Below are 16,315 nucleotides of genomic sequence, written 5' to 3' on the forward strand. Positions count from 1 at the left end.
TGAAGACGACTCAAATATACTCTTTATAGTCGTCTTGAGACGACTTGGGCTATTAGCCAGGGACTTAAGTCCCTGGCGGGTGAGGGCAGAATAAAACAGCCCTACCCTTAAAAAGGGGGATTTTGAATCTTCCCACCGTCTTGATGCTTCCTAACAAAGGAGGTTCCCTCCGAGTTCCAGCATCGCTTTTTCAAAGGGTTAGGAGGAATAAAACTGTCTATATTTAGAACTAACAACTTGCGTTATTTTATGAAACTTACTTACGATCCAAGATACAACGTTGCTTATATCTACCTACAAGAAAAAACAGTACAGGTAGAAACCATCCAGGTAAGTGAGGAAATGAATGTTGATATAGCGCCAGACGGCACTATTTATGGAATTGAACTACTTAATGCAAATCAACAATTAGGAGCCGATAATCAGGGAAAGTTGATTGTAGTAAATGAAGCTTTGGGAGAATCTTCTGAGATTAAACTGGCACTATGAAAGATTTATAATAAACAAAAAAAGGCGATCGCTTTCGGATCGCCTAAGTTTCAACAACCAACGTTATAATTGAGTTTTAGATCGCTTTAGTGCTTGCGATCGCTTAGCCACTTAGCAGCCACAATACCAAAGACGGCTGCAACCATTGGATTGCTCAAAAACTTGACAACCGCAGGCTGATCTGCTAACACTTCTTGGAAGATGTCGGGGTGGCTGTGATAGGTAAAGGAAGCCAGTTTGCTGACATCATCAGCAGTCATGTGCTTGGGGTTATGGGTAGAGAGTCCCAACTGTTGCTCAAGTTGGCGATCGCTTAATCCCCTTTGCTTCAAATGCTTGAAGAATTCCTTCGCTACATCATCGCGTTCGTTGGGTTTAATTTGCGCGATCGCTTTTTGCAATTCCGGTTCCATCTGCGCTGGTGGAATGCTGTTTGGATGCAGGGAACGTCCGAACAATTGACGACGCTCATCTCTTGAGGAACGCTGAGCAAAATCATCAAAACTTTGATAATCCTTTGTCGGATCGCTAGGAGCATCTTCAAGAGATTCGCTGTTACCCCCAGCTAAATCGTTCATGACTTGACGCTTATATTGTTCGCTGCTGGTCATTTTTGTTATCTCCTGGTTCAATCACGAAAAAACTTATTAAATTTTGAGTTGAGACGCGATTTATAGCGTCTCTAAGGATGGTTTTTGATGTCCTGTTAGACTATGCGCCTTGATACTGAATCTGCTTTGACTGAACGTCATACTTCGCCGTCAAAATCAGTTTCTTATCAGGTGCATACATCAAAACAGTTAAATCCTGGTTTGGGAAATTCTTGTGGAATCCTTGAACTAAAGACTTGGATAAATCCTTAACTTCATTTGGACGGACTTGCGGCGAAATTACAACCCCTAATTTGTTGTTATCGCGCACGTAAGCATCATTAACCAATCCTTTCGCAGTCTGCACAACCCAATTCCCGAAATCTTGACCTGCTGCTGTGCTACCGCGTTCTAACAGTTGATAACTGCCTTGGCTATTAGCAGCAGATGGTAAAGTAGGTTGTTTAGCCTGAGTTGCACTAGCACAAGAGGTGGTAATGGTAAGAACCAATACCAATGCTAATGCAGTCAAAAATTTTCGGCTTTTTTGAAATAAATTCATAGGCTTGTCCTCAAAAAAATGGCGTTTTTAAAAGAATTATCGGTTGTTTTCTTGGCAGTAATCTTGTTACAGGGTTTAGATAACCTTGCAGCTACCTAAACCCTGCATCAGTAGGACTTACGCCCGATCGATCAGATCTTTAGCTTTATCTTTGAGGTCTTCCCCAGTGTGGCGAACTTCAGCCTCAGCTTGCTTAGCTTTACCTTCGGCTTTATCTTCTGGATCGCCTGTAAGATTGCCTAGTGCTTCTTGGGCTTTTCCTTCAATATTTTTGCCAGTTGCATTTGCTCTATCTTCTACACTCATTTTCCTTCTCCCTATTTTTTTACAGCTTTTATTTTGAAGATGCGTTGAGTTTTTCACCGCTATCTTTTTGCTTATGTATTAAATGTATCTGAAATTTTTTACATAGCCTTCTGTCGTCAGGCATACTAGGTGGGGATCAATATTTCTTACTCTTTATATATGCTTAAAGACTGATTAATTGATATTTCCCAAGATAGATGTCGGCTCACTCCTCACACAGCAGCGTCCGCATAATGATTCAATTGTAGATATTAAAAACCCGGTTTCTTTAGCAAACCGGGTTTCTAAAGAGGTAACTATTACTTTCTGGTTTAATCCAGATAACCAATAAGAATGTCATCCTCGCTATAGTTTGAAGCGATTGGACGAAGACCAGACATTAAAATGGTTTCAGAAACTTTTAGTTCACTGGAGGTAATTGGACGTCCCATTAAGGAGAGGGTTTCAGAAACTTGCAGGTTACTTGACGCAATTGGACGAACTCCCGCCATATTGACTGTTTCAAGAACTCGCAAATCGCTGGAAGCAATTGGACGAATACCCGCCAGATTAATTGTGTCAGAAATCTGAAAGTTCCCTGGAATTGCTAGGTGATTGGAATCTGAGGATTCGGCTGGCGTGGGTAAAGGAATGACTTTCGTCTTATTGTCTCTATTCAGATTTTGGCTTTCCTGAATTTTAACATTATCGACTTGAACTGTGGTTTCTGGGTTAAGTTTAGGATTGGCAATCTTAGCTTGGGTAGGATTTTTTACTTTAGCAGTGCTGGTAATGGTCATAATTTCACGCCTCTCAATTGTTAAGTGACTGCGCTAATAATGTAGAAAAATTCCGAAGTTTGGATTCATCCTGTTAATCTGAGTGTAATTTAAAAAAACATAGAGAACTATAGATATTTTGATGGTTGTATATAGAAAATATCAATGGTAAAAAATTATTAAAAAGGGACTGAGGATGAGGAATTGGTGAGAAAGTAAGACTTTTTCCCAATCCCCAGTCCCCAGTCCCTAATCCCCAGTCCCTTCCACTTCCCGGCATCGGCTGAGCAAATAGCTACCATAAGAGAGTGGTGTCTAGCGATCGCTAAGACTCCTTTTGCACAAAAAGTGATTTTTTAACGCTGTATGGCGCAATTTTGTCTGGAAGCTCCCTTTAAACCGACAGGCGATCAGCCGCAAGCGATCGCGCAACTGACTCAAGGCGTACAAAGAGGCGATCGCTTCCAAACCCTACTGGGAGCGACGGGAACCGGAAAAACATTCTCAGTAGCAGCGGTTATTGACAAAGTAGCCAAGCCGACGCTAGTTCTGGCGCACAACAAAACCTTAGCCGCACAACTGTGTAATGAGTTGCGGGAATTCTTTCCCCATAACGCGGTGGAGTATTTCGTCAGTTACTACGACTACTATCAGCCGGAAGCGTATATTCCTGTCACCGACACATATATAGAGAAAAGTGCAGCCATCAACGACGAGATTGATATGCTGCGACATTCGGCGACGCGATCGCTTTTTGAACGCCGAGATGTTATCGTCGTTGCTTCCATCAGCTGTATTTACGGTTTGGGGATTCCCTCGGAATACCTGAAAGCCGCGATTCCCCTAAAAATGGGAATGGAAGTCAATCAACGCGAGTTGTTGCGAGACTTAGCCTCAGTGCAATACAGTCGCAACGACATGGAAATAGGACGAGGACGTTTCCGCGTTCGGGGTGATGTCTTGGAAATTGGCCCCGCTTACGAAGACCGAATTATCCGGGTAGAATTTTTTGGGGATGAGATTGATGCGATTCGCTACGTTGACCCGGTGACAGGCGAAATTCTTCAAAGCATGGATGCTTTGAATGTATACCCAGCGCGTCACTTTGTCACCCCAGAAGACAGACTCGAAGCCGCTTGCAACGATATTGAACAAGAACTCAAGGATCGGCTGGAAGAATTAGAAAAAGCAGGGAAATTACTAGAGGCGCAACGACTAGATCAGCGCACTCGCTACGATTTGGAAATGTTGCGGGAAGTAGGATATTGCAACGGCGTTGAGAACTACTCCCGACATTTAGCAGGTCGTCATGCGGGAGAACCGCCAGAGTCCTTGATTGATTATTTTCCCAAAGATTGGCTGTTGGTGGTGGATGAATCTCACGTCAGCGTCCCGCAAATCCGGGGGATGTACAATGGCGACCAAGCACGAAAAAAGGTGCTGATTGAGCATGGTTTTCGCCTCCCCAGCGCTGCTGATAACCGTCCTCTGAAGTCGGAGGAGTTTTGGGAGAAGATGAATCAGTGTATTTTTGTTTCTGCGACTCCCGGTAACTGGGAGATGGAACAGTCAGAGGATCGAATCGTACAACAGGTGATCCGTCCTACTGGCGTACTCGATCCAGAAATTTTTGTGCGTCCAACGGAAGGACAAATTGACGATTTGCTGGGTGAGATTAAAGATCGGATTGACAAGCACGAACGGGTGCTAGTCACCACTTTAACTAAGCGCATGGCGGAGGATTTAACCGAGTATCTGCAAGATCGGGGGATTCGGGTAAGATATTTGCACTCGGAGATTAACTCAATTGAGCGGATCGAAATCTTGCAGGATTTGCGAGAGGGTAAGTTTGATGTGCTGATTGGGGTTAACTTGCTGCGAGAGGGTTTGGATTTGCCAGAAGTCTCTCTGGTAGCGATTTTGGATGCTGATAAAGAGGGTTTCTTACGCGCAGAGCGATCGCTTATTCAAACTATTGGACGTGCGGCGCGTCACGTCCGGGGTCAAGCTATTCTTTATGCTGATAATTTCACTGATAGCATGATGAAAGCCATTGACGAAACCGATCGGCGGCGGGGAATTCAGAGTGCGTACAATCGAATGCACAATATTACACCCCAACCGATTATCAAAAAAGTCAATAACTCAATTCTGGCTTACCTAGATGTTTCGCGGCGGCTGAATTCTCAACAGTTGGAAGAAATCTACGAACAGGCGGACGATTTGCCTTTAGAGAATATTCCAGAGTTGATTACTCAACTGGAAGCACAGATGAAAGATGCGGCGAAAAATTTGCAATTTGAGGAAGCGGCGAAATATCGCGATCGCATCAAGCATCTGCGAGATAAACTGCTAGGTCATTAAAAACGCGATCACACTGAATTCCTCAAGGATAAGTTACAGATGCGATCGCGCTTTTTATCAGCTTCCTCGTCTCTCTTCGGCATATTCACGTTCTAACGAGTCTACTTTTGAACAACAGTCATCATCATAGTAATCAGGCTCGTACTCCCATCCACGACTCTTATCTTTACGATTTTCCTGTTCAGCGTGTAAATATTCTAAGGTGGTAAGCCTCTTATTCAGCGCTTCAATTTGGTCAAGCAGACAACCCAGAAAGTCTTCCTGAACAGAGAGGAACTTCCGATATTCCTCTGTGAGTTCTTTACTTTGCGTTTTTGGAGTATAATTTTTAGGCATGAGAATTCCTCCTTGGTTTAATACACCATGTGGATTTCAAAACAAAAAAAATTGGATTCTCAAACGGCTTGATGCCTGCCAGGGCCGCCGTTTCAAGATTCGGGCTTACTAATTAGCGTCATCTGAATGCCAGTTCAGGTGACGCTTGTTGTTTGTACATACACCTTAGTAATTGGTTTATAGATAATTTTAGCATCGTTACTGACTTGTGGATAATAGGTAGCATAACGTATCTATTTGGCGCTGTCATACACTATAATTTTGCATAGAGAGCAAACAGATTAGCCTAGAACTGTCTAGGCAAGCACAAATCCCTATCAGGGATTGAAATATGCTTCCTATAATCGCTATTGGCTCTCTTAAGCCCTTCTATTTAAACTGTATGTCTAATAGAAGGGTGAACAAATTACCGGATAAATGTCTGGGTAAGCACAAATCCCTATCAGGGATTGAAATAAGTGAAGATGCGCGATCGCGCATCTTTTTTCTTTCTTCCTTGTCCTTTGCGTCTAAAGAACGGTTCAAAAATTCAAAGCGCGATCGCACTTTTGCTTGATGAATGAAGTGAAAATGCGATCGCATCTCCCTGGCGAGACTGTCATCTGAAATTGTGCAACCTTTATAATTTAGTTCACAGACTCAGGCATAACTCGGAAAGCCTATGAACGCCATCACGCTGAATATTCCCCACCTGACATCTGAGGGGTTTGTTGAACTTTGTCAAGCGAATCAAGACTTGCGAATGGAACGCGCAGCTACTGGAGAAGTCATTTTCATGCCCCCAACAACTCCCTGGACAGGCAAGCGGAACGGCGACCTTTATGGCGAACTTTGGCTGTGGAATCGACAGACGGGCTTGGGTGTAACTTTTGAGTCCTCAACCGGGTTTACCCTGCCTAATGGAGCTGTCAAGTCGCCGGATGCCAGTTGGGTGAGTAATGAGCGGTGGGAAGCTCTGACTGAAGAGGAGCAGCGACAGTTTTCCCACCTTTCCCCTGATTTTGTGGTGGAATTGCGCTCTAGTAGTGATTCCCTCAAAAAGCTGCAAGAAAAGATGCAGGAATATATTGACAACGGCGTTCGCTTAGGATGGCTGATTGACCCGAAAACTAAACAAGTGGAAATTTACCGTCCAGGGCAAGATGTAGAAGTGTTGCAGTCTCCCACAGCTGTATCTGGCGAGGATGTGTTGCCAGGATTTGAGTTGAATTTGAATAAAGTTTGGTGAAGTGCTTAAGGGCGCGCTGGTGAGCCATCCAAATCACGCAATTCAATTCTCTTCAATGCTATTTTTTTATGGCATCGCACCCAGCAAACTAGCAAGAATCGCTTTGCGAACCGCAAGCCCGTGGCGTACCTGATCGAATATGCCTACTCGCCTGTCATTATCTACATCAGTTGACAACTCAAACCCACGAGGTAAAGGGTGAAGGATCGTTGCTTGGGGTGACAAATCCTTGAGAAATGCCAAGGGAAAGGTAAACCATTGATGATAGCGTTCATATTCTGAAATATCGGCGAAATCTTCTAAGAATGTACCTCCAGTAAAATATAGTACGTCATCATTTAGTGCATCTGACAGGCTCAGGCTGTGCTGAAATGTAGCACCGCGATTTTGGACAATCGATTGATATTCTTGCTTCAGTGCTAACTCACTCGGACAAATCATCAAAATTCTAGGTTGCAATGGTGCTAACAATAAAGCAAGTGAATTAGCACAACGGCTTGTTTGTAAGCAACCAATCAAAGATATTTTTAAATTTTTGAGGTCAGGACAATTCTTCTGGATTACGGAAAAATCTGCTATAGCCTGAGTTGGATGTTCGTTATGACCATTTCCAGCATTAATCACCGGAATTTTTACCAGTTCGTTGATTTGGGTAATTAATTCCGAGTTAGAAGAACGAACCACTAAACAATCGACATAACATTCAGCTGTATGGCAAAAATCACTGAGAGATTCACCCCTTAAGCGGCTATCTCTGTAGCTGTCGGATAAATCAAGAATGTTGGCACCCAGCCACATAGCTGCTGAAGAAAAGGAATTTTTAGTTCGATGGCTAGGCTGTTCAAAGATTAAGCCAACAATTCGCTTAGGCTGTAGGTTAAATTGCTGAGGAAGCAAATTATTTTCTAGAATCCTATGTGCAAGGGCAACAATTTCCTCTACCTGCTGCATCGGAAGCTGCAAAACGGAGAGAATACTATTTACAGTCGTTTCCACCTGAATTCTCATGGTTTAGTTTTAGGGTTTTAAACAGACACCCTCACCCAGATGATTAGCTGATGCTGCCCGCTTTACTGAGTTTAACGGTGCGATTATCTCGCCATAAGTTGCCATAGAGGGATTGTGATGAATCGTACTGCGATCGCTTGTGCAGTTCTGGCGATCGCCATCTGGAATTTCCGCCGCCATCAGTCCAGTTACACTCGGTTAAACGTGTCGCGCCCGAAGCACACCCTAAGCTTACCTAACGCCTCTAGGTGAGTACCAAGACTCAGTTTAATCGTGGCATCAATTTCCTTCAACCGCCCAGCCACATTTCGAGGGCCGATTTGCGACCGATGGCGATCGCGATTGATCTTTAAAATTGACAAGTGCTGTCTAAAGATATTTAAGATTTGTTTTAAGTTACTGCGGTTTCCTAAGCGGGGGGCAGCAATTGTCTACAATGTTGGCAATTTGCACTGCTAGATTTTTACTCATCGGGTTGCTACTTTAATCATTCTTTTCGGGCATACTTAGAGACATAGAGGAGCATCACCCAGCAGAGGGATGTCATACCTCTGAAGGAAGACCCCTTATATGAGATTTTCTTAAAGAGGATGTTAGTTGATTTTACAGTCGCCATCCCGACCTATAACGGGGAAACTCGCTTACCGGAAGTTCTGGACAGATTGCGATCGCAATCTCACACCCAGAACTTTGTCTGGGAAATTCTGGTAATTGACAATAACAGCACTGACAATACAGCAAAAGTCGTTCAAGACTACCAAGCCAACTGGTCTAAAGTTTATCCTTTGAAGTATTGTTTTGAACCCCGCCAAGGATTAGCTTTTGCCCGCCAACGTGCAATTCAAGAAGCCAAAGGCACATTTGTTGGGTTTTTGGATGACGATAACTTACCGACACCGACATGGGTTTGGGGAGCCTACAATTTTGGGCGCGATCGCCCGAAAGTTGGAGGTTATGGCAGTCGCATTTATGGCGAATTTGAAATTACACCCCCAGAAAACTTTGAGAGAATTGCGCCACTACTGGCAGTAACCGACAGAGGTGCAAATGCTCTGCTATACGAACCACACAAAAAGTTATTGCCGCCTGGGGCTGGATTAGTTGTACGTCGCCAAGCTTGGCTGGAAAATGTTCCCCAGGAGTTTATTCTTCATGGGCGAATTGGAGATAGTATGCTTGCCGGAGAAGATTTGGAAGCGCTGTTACATATTCAACAAGCTGGATGGGAAATTTGGTATAACCCCCAAATGTGTCTTTACCATCGCATACCTCACTGGCGTTTAGAGAAAGAATATCTCATCAAACTATGTCGCGGCATTGGTTTGAGTCGCCACCGGACTCGGATGCTCAGCGTTAAACCTTGGCAAAGACCTCTAGCTTTTTTTGCCTATATGCTGAACGATATTCGTAAAATATTATTCCATTCAATAAAATACAAAATGGCCATAAAAAACGATATTATAGCAGCTTGTCAGATGGAGCTTCTTATTAATAGTCTAATTAGCCCTTTTTATATTTGGAAAATATCTTTAAATACCTCGAAAATAAATATTGATTAAAGTTAGTTGAGATAATTTAATGCCTAATTGGTTAATCTTGTCAATGTAAAAAGCTTTACTTTATCTTCATTTATGAAGTAAGAGTATCGCTTAAACTGGTATTTAGCTGAGCAAACAGTAACAAACTTACTCTAAAAAAGTAAGCCTTCCGCTCAACAAGCGCTATAGATACAGCCAAACGCATTAGTATGGCAGATTATCAGGGATCTTCAGGAAAATTGTTTCTAGAACTACCCCTAACATTAATTCCCCAACGCCATGAACATGACGACTACAACAATTCCCTTTGTGGATCTTCAGCTTCAGCACCAGCCAATTCAAACTCAGATGGAAGAGGCAGTGCGGGGTGTAATCCAGCGGGGAGATTTTATACTAGGTAAGGCTGTAGCTGAGTTTGAGGCGGCGTTTGCGTCACACAGCGGAGTATCTTATGGTATTGGGGTAGCTTCGGGAACAGATGCGATCGCTCTCGGATTAGAAGCCTGTGGCATTGGTACTGGTGACGAAGTAATCTTACCTACCAACACCTTCATCGCCACATTGATTGGCGTTATCCGCGCTGGTGCCAAACCGATTTTAGTTGATTGCGACCCCCAAACCGCCTTAATTGACCTCAAAGCCGCAGAAAAAGCGATTACTCCCCAAACCAAGGCGATAATTCCTGTACATCTCTACGGACAAATGGTTTCGCCACGCCAAGTGCTAGACTTTGCCGATGCCCATAACCTGATCATATTTGAAGATGCAGCCCAAGCACACCTAGCCGAAAGAGAAGGTTATCGCGGTGGTTCCGTTGGCAAAGCAGCAGCCTTTAGCTTCTACCCCAGTAAAAACTTAGGCGCATTGGGGGATGGAGGCATGGTTATTACTAACGATGAAGCAGTGGCGCAGAAAATGCGAAGTCTCCGCAACTACGGTTCGCCCCGCAAATATTATCACACCGAACCTGGAACCAATAGCCGACTCGATACCCTACAAGCAGCCGTACTCAACATTAAACTCCCCCATCTTGCAGACTGGAACTCCTCCCGCAACCAAGCTGCTGCCAAGTACGACACCTTACTTGAACCACTGCGTAACATGGGAATTTTACCCATGCAGAACCAAAGCGGCCAAGGTCACATTTATCACCTTTACGTCATCCGCATTACCGAACCCTGCCCCATCGACAGGCAAACCATCCAAGACAAACTAGCAGCCATTGGCATTCAAACTGGAATCCACTACCCCATACCCTGCCATCTTCAACCAGCCTTTGAGAATTTGGGTTATCGCGCCGGAGACTTCCCCCAAGCCGAAACCCTAGCCCAAGAAATTTTATCCTTACCCATGTATCCCGGCATCAGCGACACCCAAATCCATCAAGTCGTTGATGCCTTGCACAGCCTCTGTGTTTAGAAAAAATCATGAATTTTAACCCAAAAAATGCAAAGGTAGGCAGAGAATAACTTTGCATTTTTTGCGTTAAAAAAAAGAAAATAACTAACAAAGTAAAATCATGCACATTGAACGAAAAAATCCCATTGCCATCGAACGCTACTTAGTAGAGACAGCCATCATCGGTCTACTGGTGATATTGTACGCTCCCCTAATCTGGTACTGGTACGATGGCTGGCTGCACAAAAATATCAGCATTGAACATGAATATTACAGCCACGGTCTAATCGGTTTACCTTTCGCCGCCTATATTATCTGGACGCAACGACAGCAGTGGCAACAATTGCCAGACAAAAATAATCTCTTCGGTGCCGCATTGCTAGGATTGGGAGGAGCATTGTATCTCAGTAGGATACCTGACCTGGTAAATTTATCTTTTCCTGCTGTATTAATCGGACTTTGTCTGTGGCTGAAAGGATTACCAGGCTTGAAACTTCAAAGTTTCCCACTGTTGTTCATCTTTCTAGCAACACCAACCCAAATTCCCTACCTGCTTGCTCCCTATACCTTGCCCTTACAGGAATTTATTGCTGGAACAGCTGGCTTTATTCTGAATCAATTTGGCATGAATGTCACCGTCGAGCAAATTTACTTGTCCGTCGGTGGACGAATTGTGGAAGTTGCCCCTTTTTGTGCGGGGCTTAAGATGTTGTTCACCACTCTCTATGTAGCTATGATGTTGCTCTACTGGACTGGTGCATGGATTTCTCGCCGGACGACAATGTTGTTGTTAGTTGGTGCGATCGCCATCAGCGTCAGTGGTAATATCGTCCGCAATACCCTGCTGACTTTCTTTCATGGCACAGGTCAAGACCACGCTTTTGAGTGGCTGCACGAAGGGTGGGGCGGTGACGTTTATTCTGCCTGTATGTTGGGTTTAATCGTGCTTCTACTAAATGCCATCGAAAAATTTATCCCAGATGAACCTCTCAAGGATGAAGCATGAGACTGCCCAAGTTATTGCACCTTCCAGTTTCCCAAGTCGTCTTGCTGTGTTTTCTCATCGTGCTGATTGCAATTGGAGCAGTTCCCAGCTACTTGAGTGGAAATTGGGCTTGGGTAAATCCTCCACAAGTTACCAACTTCAAACAACTCAAAAGCTTACGACAGAATGGACTAGCGCTTCCCGGATGGCAAACTAAACAACAGCAGGTCGAAACCATTGGCGGCCATAAATGGTCTATTCAGGAACTGCAACGGGATGAAAATAGTCAGGTAACTTTACTGCTTTTACCTCAAATCAGTCAAAAGGATCAGCCAGAGGTAGAGTGGATGGATGTTAACGGCTTTATGACAAGGGAGTTTCAGTATAGGAAGCTTTCGCAAACAGATAAAAATTCTAATCGTCGGTTTCAGTTTAGCTGGGATACAGACTCATACCGCCAGTTGCCGTTTACTGTAAAATCCACGTCTACGTCGTCAGCAGATGCCAAAGTGGAAGCCCGTTTCTTTCGCGGTTGGACTCGGCAACAAACCTTTGCTGTTCTACAGTGGTACGCTTGGCCTGGAGGGGGCAAACCTGCACCCAGTAGTTGGTTCTGGGCGGATCAAATGGCTCAGTTACAACGCCGCCGCTTGCCTTGGACTGCTGTTACCATCCTGATTCCGATGGAACCTTTGGCTGACTTAGAAACCGCTAAGCCTCTAGCTGAATCACTCGGTCAAACGGTTCAAGCTGCCTTAATGGCAGACGTTTTACATCCAGCTAATCGCTAATGGCAATTGACAGTTAGCAATTAGCCATTAGCAATTAACTACTGACTACTGATTAATGACTAAAATTCAGTTGCGCCGCTTTACAGCCCTCTCCCTCCTCAGTCTCCAAACGAGTGCTTACACGCTGTTGGGTGGTGTCTTCCTATGGACTCGACAGGCATCGGCAACACCTGTGACTGCACACCCTAACGCTCAGGCGCAGCTGCCGCAGGTTCCTGTGGTAGTGCCTCCTGCTCCCGTTGATCCCACGAGTCCTCCACTGCCGCAGGTTCCTGTGGTAGTGCCTCCTGCTCCCGTTGATCCCACGAGTCCGCCCCCACCTGTAGGCTATCCTACCCAGCAACCGTTCTTAGAGGGAACTCCGTCGCCGCAGTTTAGCCGCTACCAGTTAGGGATTGGAGATGTAATTAACGTTGTAGTTCAGCGCCCTCCAGGTGCCTACCGCTTGGGAACAGGAGATGTAGTTAGCCTTTTAGTTCAGCGTTTTCCAGATTTGAATGTTCAAACCGCTATTGATCTAGACGGCAACATAGTAGTGCCGCTACTGGGAAGAGTATCGCTCAAAGGTTTAACTTTGCAACAAGCGCAAGAAAAAATTCGCTTGGGGTTAAACCGCTTTGTGGTTGATCCGGCTGTGACCCTCTCACTCTCTACGCCTCGTCCGGAATTGAATTTTCAAGCCCAAGTTAATCAACAAGGCGATATTGTAGTGCCGCAAGTGGGAAGGGTGTCAGTACAAGGTCTTACCTTGGAAGAAGCACAAGAAAAAATTCGCTTGGGCTTCAACCGTTTTTATATTGATCCTGATGTAACTTTAACTTTAGCTTCTGCACGTCCAACCCAAGTCACAATTAGCGGCGAGGTGGTGAAACCTGGTTACTACACACTAGGCCCAGGTTCTGTACTGACGGCGGCGTTGCTGACTGCGGGGGGAAGCACTAATCAAGCAGATTTGCGTTCCGTTTTGGTGCGGCGATCGCTCTTTGATGGCTCGATTATTGAGCAAAGGGTTGATTTGTTTACACCACTGGCTAATGGACAGGCTTTACCGAATTTGCGCCTACAGGATGGCGATGCGGTGATTGTACCGAGAATAGAAGTCGGCACCGAGCAAACCTATGACCGCACGCTGGTTTCTCGCTCCACAATATCCCAGCAGCAGATCAACATCCGAGTTTTAAGCTACGCTGGTAGGGGAATTGGGAATATTACCTTGGCTAATGGTAGTAACTTTGTTGATGCTTTAAGCGCACTCGTACCAAATCCAGACAATGCGAATTTGCGAGAAATCGCCCTGATTCGCTTCGATCAGGAACGCGGCAAAGCTGTCACCCAGAAAATAGACGGGAAAGCAGCTTTAATGGGAGATGTTTCTCAAAATGTCCCGCTCCAGAATAACGATGTTATCGTCGTCGGTCGCAGCCTTTTAGGTAAAATTTCCTATGCTTTAACTACCTATACTGCACCCTTCCGAGATATATTGCAATTTTTCTTGTTTTTAAGGCAATTTGGAGAAGAAACCACTATCCTGTTTGGTCCGGGTGGGAATAATTCGGACTCAGGAAATTAGGTGAAAAATTGCAACTTTATTAAGAAAGGGGAAGGGAAAATGCTTAACTAAAAAGGTAAAACCACTAAAAATTATTGAGGTCGATTCTTAATTTCTACTTCATAGATTCTATTTCTTAATCCCTATTTCCTAAATAGCTTCTTCTAAAACGATTATGACTCCTCCCATTGTCAAACGTTATTTGATTGCTCTCGATCAACATAAATTGATTGGATTAACTAGCTTTTCAATCATTGTAGCTGCCTCGGCTGTAGTGGGTATGCAGCCACCACCACCCACCCTTTACAAGGCTACAGGGGTTCTAGCATATAACGGGCCGATTGCACCGTTTTCGACGACGACGCAAACGATTCAGCAGCAGGGGAAGGAACTGACTGCGGAGATGCTGCTAGCTGAGAATGTTGTCAAAGGGGCAGCAGCGCGAGTGAAGGTCGATCCGAAGCAAATTGCTAAAAATGTAGAGGTCAAGCTACCGAAGGAAGATGGGCCAAACGTAATTCAAGTTGTTTACGTCGATAATGACGAGAGGCGAGCAGGGGAAACTGTAGAAGCGCTGAGGCAGAAAATGGTGGAGCAGAGCCGTGCGATTAATAGCGCACGGTTACTAGAAATTATTAAATCTATAGAGGCGCGGTTGCCGAAGGTTAAGCAGGAACTCCGGGAAGCGGAACAGAAACTAGAGCGGTATGTCCGCGTTGAAGGGCCAGCGATATTGGCGGCTCAGGATGGCACTACATTAGGGGGAATTACTGGATCTGAAGGGCAGCAACGTCAGATTCAGATGACGTTGGAGGGGGTGGACACCCAAATTCGTAGCATCCAAAACAAGTTGGGGTTAACGCCAGAGCAAGCTTACACGTCTTCTGCGCTGAGCGCCGATCCGATTATTGGCAACTTGCGATCGCAAATTTATCAAACTGAGACGCAGCTAAAAATTCTCCAGGGGGATTTGCGAGCAGAACACCCGCAAATAATTCAGCTCAGACAACAGCTACAAGCTTACGAGCAACTGCTATCGTCTAGAGCAGCTGAAGTAATGGGCGGAAACGGTGTGGTAGCACCTCTACCTAGTGCCAGAATTCGCCAGGACAGCAGCCTCGACCCAGCACGGCAACAGCTGGCCAACACTCTGGTAAATTTACAAACTCAGCGCGAAACGCTGACACAGCAACTCTTGGCTAGCCGCAAGACAGAGCAGCAACTGCGTGCTGAGTATGTAAAAATTCCCAATAAGCAGCTGGAGCAAGCGCGGTTACAACAGCAGGTGGCGCTGAAACAAGGTCTCTTTGATAAGATGCAGGCGGCTTTAGTAGATGCCAGGGCAGCAGAAGCTGAGACTGTCCCCAGTCTCAGCATTGCCGGATCGCCAAAAGTCCTTGCTGGCGAAGGGGGAAGCCAAGGCTTACCAATAACGATGTTAATAGGAGCCTTGGTGGGTGTGTTGGTCAGCGGTGGCTTGATTTTCCTGCTGGCTATGCTAGATGGTACGTTCTACACGGTCGAGGAAGTGCGGGCAGCTCTGAAAAACCGGGATGTGCCGCTGCTGGGCGAATTGCCTTTTGTGGCTATCCTCGATCCACAGCTGGGGGAAACGCCAATTTTGCTCAAGCAAGATTCTGTTTATCACGAGTATTATGAGCGGTTCCGCAGTAATCTCCGCCGGGCGAGTGAAAAACCAGCCAAGGTGGTGTTGTTGACCAGCACGATCGCTGTTGAAGGTAAAACGGTGAGTGCTTATAATTTGGGAATCGCGTCGGCTTGTGCTGGCAAGCGTACCTTGATTATAGAAACGGATTTGCGATCGCCTTCTAGCTCCAAGTTTCTTAAGGTCTCACCCGATCCCGCCGCCAGCGCCGAACCTCTCCGCTACTACGCCCAACTAAACGAGTGCATCCGTTTGGTTCCAGACATTGAGAATCTGTACATCGTACCTACTCCAGGCCCGGTGCGTAACCCTGCGGCTATTCTAGAATCTAGCGAACTTAGACGGCTGATCGAAGATGCGCGGGGTCGTTTTGACATGGTGATTCTCGACTCTCCTCCTCTTACCCGGTGTAATGATGCCCTAATACTAGAACCTTATGTAGATGGCATGGTTCTGGTGACTAGACCAGGATTTACTCAGGAAAGTATCCTAGCAGAGGCCATCGATCAGTTGAGCGAAGACGAACTGCCGCTGTTGGGAGCAATTATCAATGGTGTAGATAAGCCAATTGAGGTTGCAGATGTGACACCGGAGGAGGGCGATACCGAGATCGAACAAGAAGAAGAATTAGAGTCTCCTACCCCTGCGAGAGAAAAAGTACCACCCCAGGTTATAAAACGCTAACTACATAAAAGGCAAAAGGCAACAAGAAAGACTCTTGTTGCCTTTTGCCTTTATGTAAGCGTC

The 16,315-nt window shown here is 45.3% G+C and carries 19 protein-coding genes; 10 read left to right on the forward strand and 9 right to left on the reverse strand.

Annotated features, from left to right (window positions below):
- Window positions 1–249 precede the first annotated feature (249 nt).
- Entirely contained in the window at window positions 250–489 is a 240-nt protein-coding gene (locus H6F74_RS04995) for a DUF2283 domain-containing protein (RefSeq protein WP_190437185.1), read from the forward strand.
- Between the two features lie 86 nt (window positions 490–575).
- Here the strand turns inward: H6F74_RS04995 and H6F74_RS05000 are convergent, their stop codons facing one another.
- The 5 genes from H6F74_RS05000 to H6F74_RS30400 all read right to left on the reverse strand — a co-directional run bounded on the left by H6F74_RS05000 (window position 576) and on the right by H6F74_RS30400 (window position 3,007).
- Window positions 576–1,100, reverse strand: coding sequence for a hypothetical protein (locus tag H6F74_RS05000; RefSeq protein WP_190437187.1), 525 nt, complete (start codon window positions 1,098–1,100; stop codon window positions 576–578).
- Window positions 1,101–1,200: 100 nt separating this feature from the next.
- The gene (locus H6F74_RS05005; RefSeq protein WP_190437190.1) at window positions 1,201–1,641 is read right to left on the reverse strand and encodes a hypothetical protein; all 441 of its coding nucleotides are present in this window, start codon (window positions 1,639–1,641) and stop codon (window positions 1,201–1,203) included.
- Between the two features lie 117 nt (window positions 1,642–1,758).
- The gene (locus tag H6F74_RS05010) at window positions 1,759–1,947 is read right to left on the reverse strand and encodes a CsbD family protein (protein ID WP_190428005.1); all 189 of its coding nucleotides are present in this window, start codon (window positions 1,945–1,947) and stop codon (window positions 1,759–1,761) included.
- A 311-nt stretch (window positions 1,948–2,258) separates the two neighbouring features.
- A complete protein-coding gene (locus tag H6F74_RS05015) occupies window positions 2,259–2,726 on the reverse strand; it encodes a hypothetical protein (RefSeq protein WP_199300846.1) in 468 nt (155 codons plus the stop codon).
- A 158-nt stretch (window positions 2,727–2,884) separates the two neighbouring features.
- Window positions 2,885–3,007, reverse strand: a complete 123-nt coding sequence (locus tag H6F74_RS30400) for a hypothetical protein (protein WP_277875761.1) — start codon at window positions 3,005–3,007, stop codon at window positions 2,885–2,887.
- Between the two features lie 64 nt (window positions 3,008–3,071).
- On the opposite strand from H6F74_RS30400, the gene uvrB reads away from it, so the two are divergent.
- Window positions 3,072–5,069, forward strand: a complete 1,998-nt coding sequence (gene uvrB, locus H6F74_RS05020) for an excinuclease ABC subunit UvrB (protein ID WP_190437193.1) — start codon at window positions 3,072–3,074, stop codon at window positions 5,067–5,069.
- Window positions 5,070–5,126: 57 nt separating this feature from the next.
- On the opposite strand, the gene H6F74_RS05025 is transcribed toward uvrB, so the two are convergent.
- A complete protein-coding gene (locus tag H6F74_RS05025) occupies window positions 5,127–5,405 on the reverse strand; it encodes a hypothetical protein (RefSeq protein ID WP_190437196.1) in 279 nt (92 codons plus the stop codon).
- 397 nt (window positions 5,406–5,802) lie between these two features.
- On the opposite strand from H6F74_RS05025, the gene H6F74_RS05030 reads away from it, so the two are divergent.
- Entirely contained in the window at window positions 5,803–5,961 is a 159-nt protein-coding gene (locus H6F74_RS05030; protein WP_206756289.1) for a hypothetical protein, read from the forward strand.
- 105 nt (window positions 5,962–6,066) lie between these two features.
- Window positions 6,067–6,633, forward strand: a complete 567-nt coding sequence (locus tag H6F74_RS05035) for a Uma2 family endonuclease (protein WP_190437202.1) — start codon at window positions 6,067–6,069, stop codon at window positions 6,631–6,633.
- A gap of 66 nt (window positions 6,634–6,699) precedes the next feature.
- On the opposite strand, the gene H6F74_RS05040 is transcribed toward H6F74_RS05035, so the two are convergent.
- Genes H6F74_RS05040 through H6F74_RS05050 form a run of 3 tightly spaced genes read right to left on the reverse strand, consistent with a single transcriptional unit; the run spans window position 6,700 to window position 8,003 of the window.
- Window positions 6,700–7,641 (reverse strand): hypothetical protein, encoded by a 942-nt coding sequence (locus H6F74_RS05040; RefSeq protein ID WP_190437205.1) that lies wholly within the window; start codon window positions 7,639–7,641, stop codon window positions 6,700–6,702.
- A gap of 9 nt (window positions 7,642–7,650) precedes the next feature.
- Window positions 7,651–7,821 carry a hypothetical protein gene (locus H6F74_RS05045; RefSeq protein ID WP_190437207.1) on the reverse strand — a complete coding sequence of 57 codons (171 nt, stop codon included), beginning with the start codon at window positions 7,819–7,821 and terminating at the stop codon, window positions 7,651–7,653.
- 8 nt (window positions 7,822–7,829) lie between these two features.
- Window positions 7,830–8,003 carry a hypothetical protein gene (locus tag H6F74_RS05050; RefSeq protein ID WP_190437211.1) on the reverse strand — a complete coding sequence of 58 codons (174 nt, stop codon included), beginning with the start codon at window positions 8,001–8,003 and terminating at the stop codon, window positions 7,830–7,832.
- 228 nt (window positions 8,004–8,231) lie between these two features.
- Between H6F74_RS05050 and hpsE the strand changes: the two genes are divergently transcribed.
- The 6 genes from hpsE (at window position 8,232) to H6F74_RS05080 (ending at window position 16,252) form a co-directional block, all read left to right on the forward strand.
- On the forward strand, window positions 8,232–9,200 hold the full coding sequence (hpsE, locus tag H6F74_RS05055) for a hormogonium polysaccharide biosynthesis glycosyltransferase HpsE (RefSeq protein WP_190437215.1): 969 nt from the start codon (window positions 8,232–8,234) through the stop codon (window positions 9,198–9,200).
- A gap of 258 nt (window positions 9,201–9,458) precedes the next feature.
- Entirely contained in the window at window positions 9,459–10,598 is a 1,140-nt protein-coding gene (locus tag H6F74_RS05060) for a DegT/DnrJ/EryC1/StrS family aminotransferase (protein ID WP_190437218.1), read from the forward strand.
- 100 nt (window positions 10,599–10,698) lie between these two features.
- Entirely contained in the window at window positions 10,699–11,583 is an 885-nt protein-coding gene (gene crtB / locus H6F74_RS05065; RefSeq protein ID WP_190437220.1) for a cyanoexosortase B, read from the forward strand.
- The gene (locus H6F74_RS05070; protein ID WP_190437223.1) at window positions 11,580–12,353 is read left to right on the forward strand and encodes a cyanoexosortase B system-associated protein; all 774 of its coding nucleotides are present in this window, start codon (window positions 11,580–11,582) and stop codon (window positions 12,351–12,353) included. The genes crtB and H6F74_RS05070 overlap by 4 nt, the downstream gene beginning before the upstream one ends.
- A 55-nt stretch (window positions 12,354–12,408) precedes the next feature.
- The gene (locus tag H6F74_RS05075) at window positions 12,409–13,923 is read left to right on the forward strand and encodes a polysaccharide biosynthesis/export family protein (protein ID WP_190437225.1); all 1,515 of its coding nucleotides are present in this window, start codon (window positions 12,409–12,411) and stop codon (window positions 13,921–13,923) included.
- Between the two features lie 154 nt (window positions 13,924–14,077).
- On the forward strand, window positions 14,078–16,252 hold the full coding sequence (locus H6F74_RS05080) for a polysaccharide biosynthesis tyrosine autokinase (protein ID WP_190437228.1): 2,175 nt from the start codon (window positions 14,078–14,080) through the stop codon (window positions 16,250–16,252).
- The last annotated feature ends 63 nt before the right edge of the window (window positions 16,253–16,315 follow it).

This window comes from Trichocoleus sp. FACHB-90 (assembly GCF_014695505.1).
In the GTDB taxonomy this organism is placed as follows: Bacteria; Cyanobacteriota; Cyanobacteriia; order Cyanobacteriales; family FACHB-T130; genus Funiculus; species Funiculus sociatus.

Excerpts from the sequence above, each read along its gene's own strand:
- H6F74_RS04995 (WP_190437185.1), top strand. The coding sequence starts at position 250 with ATGAAACTTACTTACGATCCAAGATACAACGTTGCTTATATCTACCTA.
- H6F74_RS05000 (WP_190437187.1), bottom strand. The coding sequence starts at position 1,100 with ATGACCAGCAGCGAACAATATAAGCGTCAAGTCATGAACGATTTAGCT.
- H6F74_RS05005 (WP_190437190.1), bottom strand. The coding sequence starts at position 1,641 with ATGAATTTATTTCAAAAAAGCCGAAAATTTTTGACTGCATTAGCATTG.
- H6F74_RS05010 (WP_190428005.1), bottom strand. The coding sequence starts at position 1,947 with ATGAGTGTAGAAGATAGAGCAAATGCAACTGGCAAAAATATTGAAGGA.
- H6F74_RS05015 (WP_199300846.1), bottom strand. The coding sequence starts at position 2,726 with ATGACCATTACCAGCACTGCTAAAGTAAAAAATCCTACCCAAGCTAAG.
- H6F74_RS30400 (WP_277875761.1), bottom strand. The coding sequence starts at position 3,007 with ATGGTAGCTATTTGCTCAGCCGATGCCGGGAAGTGGAAGGGACTGGGG.
- uvrB (WP_190437193.1), top strand. The coding sequence starts at position 3,072 with ATGGCGCAATTTTGTCTGGAAGCTCCCTTTAAACCGACAGGCGATCAG.
- H6F74_RS05025 (WP_190437196.1), bottom strand. The coding sequence starts at position 5,405 with ATGCCTAAAAATTATACTCCAAAAACGCAAAGTAAAGAACTCACAGAG.
- H6F74_RS05035 (WP_190437202.1), top strand. The coding sequence starts at position 6,067 with ATGAACGCCATCACGCTGAATATTCCCCACCTGACATCTGAGGGGTTT.
- H6F74_RS05040 (WP_190437205.1), bottom strand. The coding sequence starts at position 7,641 with ATGAGAATTCAGGTGGAAACGACTGTAAATAGTATTCTCTCCGTTTTG.
- H6F74_RS05045 (WP_190437207.1), bottom strand. The coding sequence starts at position 7,821 with ATGGCGGCGGAAATTCCAGATGGCGATCGCCAGAACTGCACAAGCGAT.
- hpsE (WP_190437215.1), top strand. The coding sequence starts at position 8,232 with ATGTTAGTTGATTTTACAGTCGCCATCCCGACCTATAACGGGGAAACT.
- H6F74_RS05060 (WP_190437218.1), top strand. The coding sequence starts at position 9,459 with ATGAACATGACGACTACAACAATTCCCTTTGTGGATCTTCAGCTTCAG.
- crtB (WP_190437220.1), top strand. The coding sequence starts at position 10,699 with ATGCACATTGAACGAAAAAATCCCATTGCCATCGAACGCTACTTAGTA.
- H6F74_RS05070 (WP_190437223.1), top strand. The coding sequence starts at position 11,580 with ATGAGACTGCCCAAGTTATTGCACCTTCCAGTTTCCCAAGTCGTCTTG.
- H6F74_RS05075 (WP_190437225.1), top strand. The coding sequence starts at position 12,409 with ATGACTAAAATTCAGTTGCGCCGCTTTACAGCCCTCTCCCTCCTCAGT.
- H6F74_RS05080 (WP_190437228.1), top strand. The coding sequence starts at position 14,078 with ATGACTCCTCCCATTGTCAAACGTTATTTGATTGCTCTCGATCAACAT.